The 2,682-nt window shown below is 74.8% G+C and carries 1 protein-coding gene; it reads left to right on the top strand.

Annotated features, from left to right (window positions below):
* The coding region (locus BJP40_RS18730; RefSeq protein ID WP_079171279.1) for an Rne/Rng family ribonuclease at positions 1–2,682 on the top strand (2,682 nt) is incomplete at both ends.

The following is a 2,682-nucleotide window of genomic DNA, read 5'->3' as shown; positions in this document are numbered from 1 at the left end:
CCGCGCCCGCCGCGGAGGGCGTCCAGGCCGAGGCCGTGGTGGAGGCGCCGGCCGAGGTCGCGGTGGAGCAGGCCGCCGAGGCCGCGGAGGCTCCGGTGGAGGCCGCGCCGCCGGCCCGTACGCGCCGCCGTGCCACCCGCAAGACCGCCGCGCCCGCCGCTGCCGCCCCCGCGGCGGAACCGAAGGACGACGAGGAGGCCGCCACCGAGGGAGGCGAGAGCCTGCCCGCCGACACCGTCGCCCAGATCACCACCGGCACCGCCGGGGCGGACGTGGCCGCAGCCGAGCAGGCCGCCACCCGCGGCCGCACCCGCCGCCGGGTGTCCACCCCGCAGTTCACCGCCGAGTCGGCGAAGGGCGCGGAGTCGGGCCGGTCCCGCCGGCCCGCACGGCCCGCCGTGCCGGTGTTCCAGGCGCCCGTCTTCGCCGAGCCGATGTTCCAGACGCCCGAGACGGCCGCTGCCGCCGCCGCTGCGGAGGCCGCCGCGGTGGAGGCCGCCGAGGAGGAGGAGGAGACCGAGGCCGCGCCCGAGCCGGTCGTCGCCGAGCCCGCCGCGGAGCGTCCCGAGACCGGCCGCCGTCGCCGTCGCCGCCGTGCGGAGGCCCCCGAGCCCGCCCGGGCCGCCGAGCCCGCGGCCGCCGAGGACGAGGCCGAGGCCGACGACGAGGCGGACGCCGAAGAGACCGGAGCGGAGGCTGGCGACTTCGAGGAGCGCCCGTCGCGCCGCCGTCGTCGCGGCGGCCGACGCCGCCGCCGTGGCGAGGCCGCGGACGCCGAGGACGCGGAGGAGTCCGCCGAGACGGAGGCCGAGGAGCCGGAGGACGAGGCGGACGAGGCCGAGGAAGGCGAGCAGGAGGAGGAGTCCGCCGAGGACGAGGTCACCCCCGCCGCCGCCGGCACCAGCAGCTCCCGCCGCCGTCGCCGTCGCCGTCGCCGCAGCGGCGAGCCCTCCGGTGAGGGCGAAGCCGCGGAGGAGGACGGCGTCCGCACCGTCGTCAAGGTGCGCGAACCGCGGCCCGCCCGGGAGAGGAGCACCGAGCCCTCCGACGAGGTGCAGTCCATCAAGGGCTCCACCCGGCTGGAGGCGAAGAAGCAGCGTCGCCGCGAGGGCCGCGAGCAGGGCCGCCGCCGGGTGCCGATCATCACCGAGGCCGAGTTCCTGGCCCGCCGCGAGGCCGTCGAGCGCGTCATGGTCGTCCGCCAGAACGGCGACCGCACCCAGATCGGCGTCCTGGAAGACAACGTGCTCGTCGAGCACTACGTCAACAAGGAGCAGACCACCTCCTACGTCGGCAACGTCTACCTGGGCAAGGTCCAGAACGTGCTGCCGTCGATGGAGGCCGCCTTCGTCGACATCGGCAAGGGCCGCAACGCCGTCCTGTACGCCGGTGAGGTGAACTTCGAGGCGCTCGGCCTCGCCAACGGCCCGCGCCGCATCGAGAGCGCCCTCAAGTCCGGGCAGTCCGTCCTCGTCCAGGTGACGAAGGACCCCATCGGACACAAGGGCGCCCGCCTCACCAGCCAGGTCTCCCTGCCGGGCCGCTACCTCGTGTACGTGCCCGAGGGCTCCATGACCGGCATCAGCCGCAAGCTGCCCGACACCGAGCGCGCCCGGCTGAAGACCATCCTCAAGAAGATCGTCCCCGAGGACGCGGGCGTCATCGTGCGCACCGCCGCCGAGGGCGCGAGCGAGGACGAGCTGCGCCGCGACGTCGAGCGTCTGCAGGCGCAGTGGGAGGACATCCAGAAGAAGGCCAAGAACGGCAACGCGCCGACCCTGCTGTACGGCGAGCCCGACATGACGGTCCGGGTCGTCCGCGACATCTTCAACGAGGACTTCTCGAAGGTCATCGTCAGCGGCGACGAGGCGTGGGAGACCATCCACGGGTACGTGTCGCACGTCGCGCCCGACCTGGCGGACCGGCTGCAGCGCTGGACGTCCGAGACCGACGTCTTCGCCACGTACCGGATCGACGAGCAGCTCATGAAGGCGCTGGACCGCAAGGTCTGGCTGCCGTCCGGCGGTTCGCTGGTGATCGACAAGACCGAGGCGATGATCGTCGTCGACGTCAACACCGGCAAGTTCACCGGCCAGGGCGGCAACCTGGAGGAGACCGTCACCAGGAACAACCTGGAGGCGGCCGAGGAGATCGTGCGCCAGCTCCGGCTGCGCGACCTGGGCGGCATCGTCGTCATCGACTTCATCGACATGGTGCTGGAGTCCAACCGGGACCTGGTGCTGCGACGGCTGCTGGAATGCCTGGGCCGGGACCGGACCAAGCACCAGGTCGCCGAGGTCACGTCGCTGGGCCTGGTGCAGATGACCCGCAAGCGGGTCGGCCAGGGACTCCTGGAGTCGTTCTCCGAGACCTGCGTCCACTGCAACGGGCGCGGCGTCATCGTCCACATGGAGCAGCCGACCACGGCCGGTGGCGGCGGTGGCGGCAAGCGGGCGCGCAAGCGCGGCCGCGGCGGCGCCGACCAGCCCGAGGCCGCGGCCGCCGCGGTGGAGGCGCCGGTGACCGAGGCCGAGCCGGCCCCGCAGGCCGTCGCGCCGGCGATGGCGCCCGAGCCTCCCGCGGAGTTCGCCCCGGACGAGGAGCTGTACTCCAGCGCCGCGGAGGCCGAGGCCGCCGTCGCACGCGGCCGGGGCCGCCGCCGCTCCCGTCGCGCGGCCGCCC

The sequence above is a fragment of the Streptomyces sp. CC53 genome (genome assembly GCF_001865245.1).
GTDB lineage: Bacteria > Actinomycetota > Actinomycetes > Streptomycetales > Streptomycetaceae > Streptomyces.
This window is presented reverse-complemented; position numbering and strand designations above follow the sequence as displayed.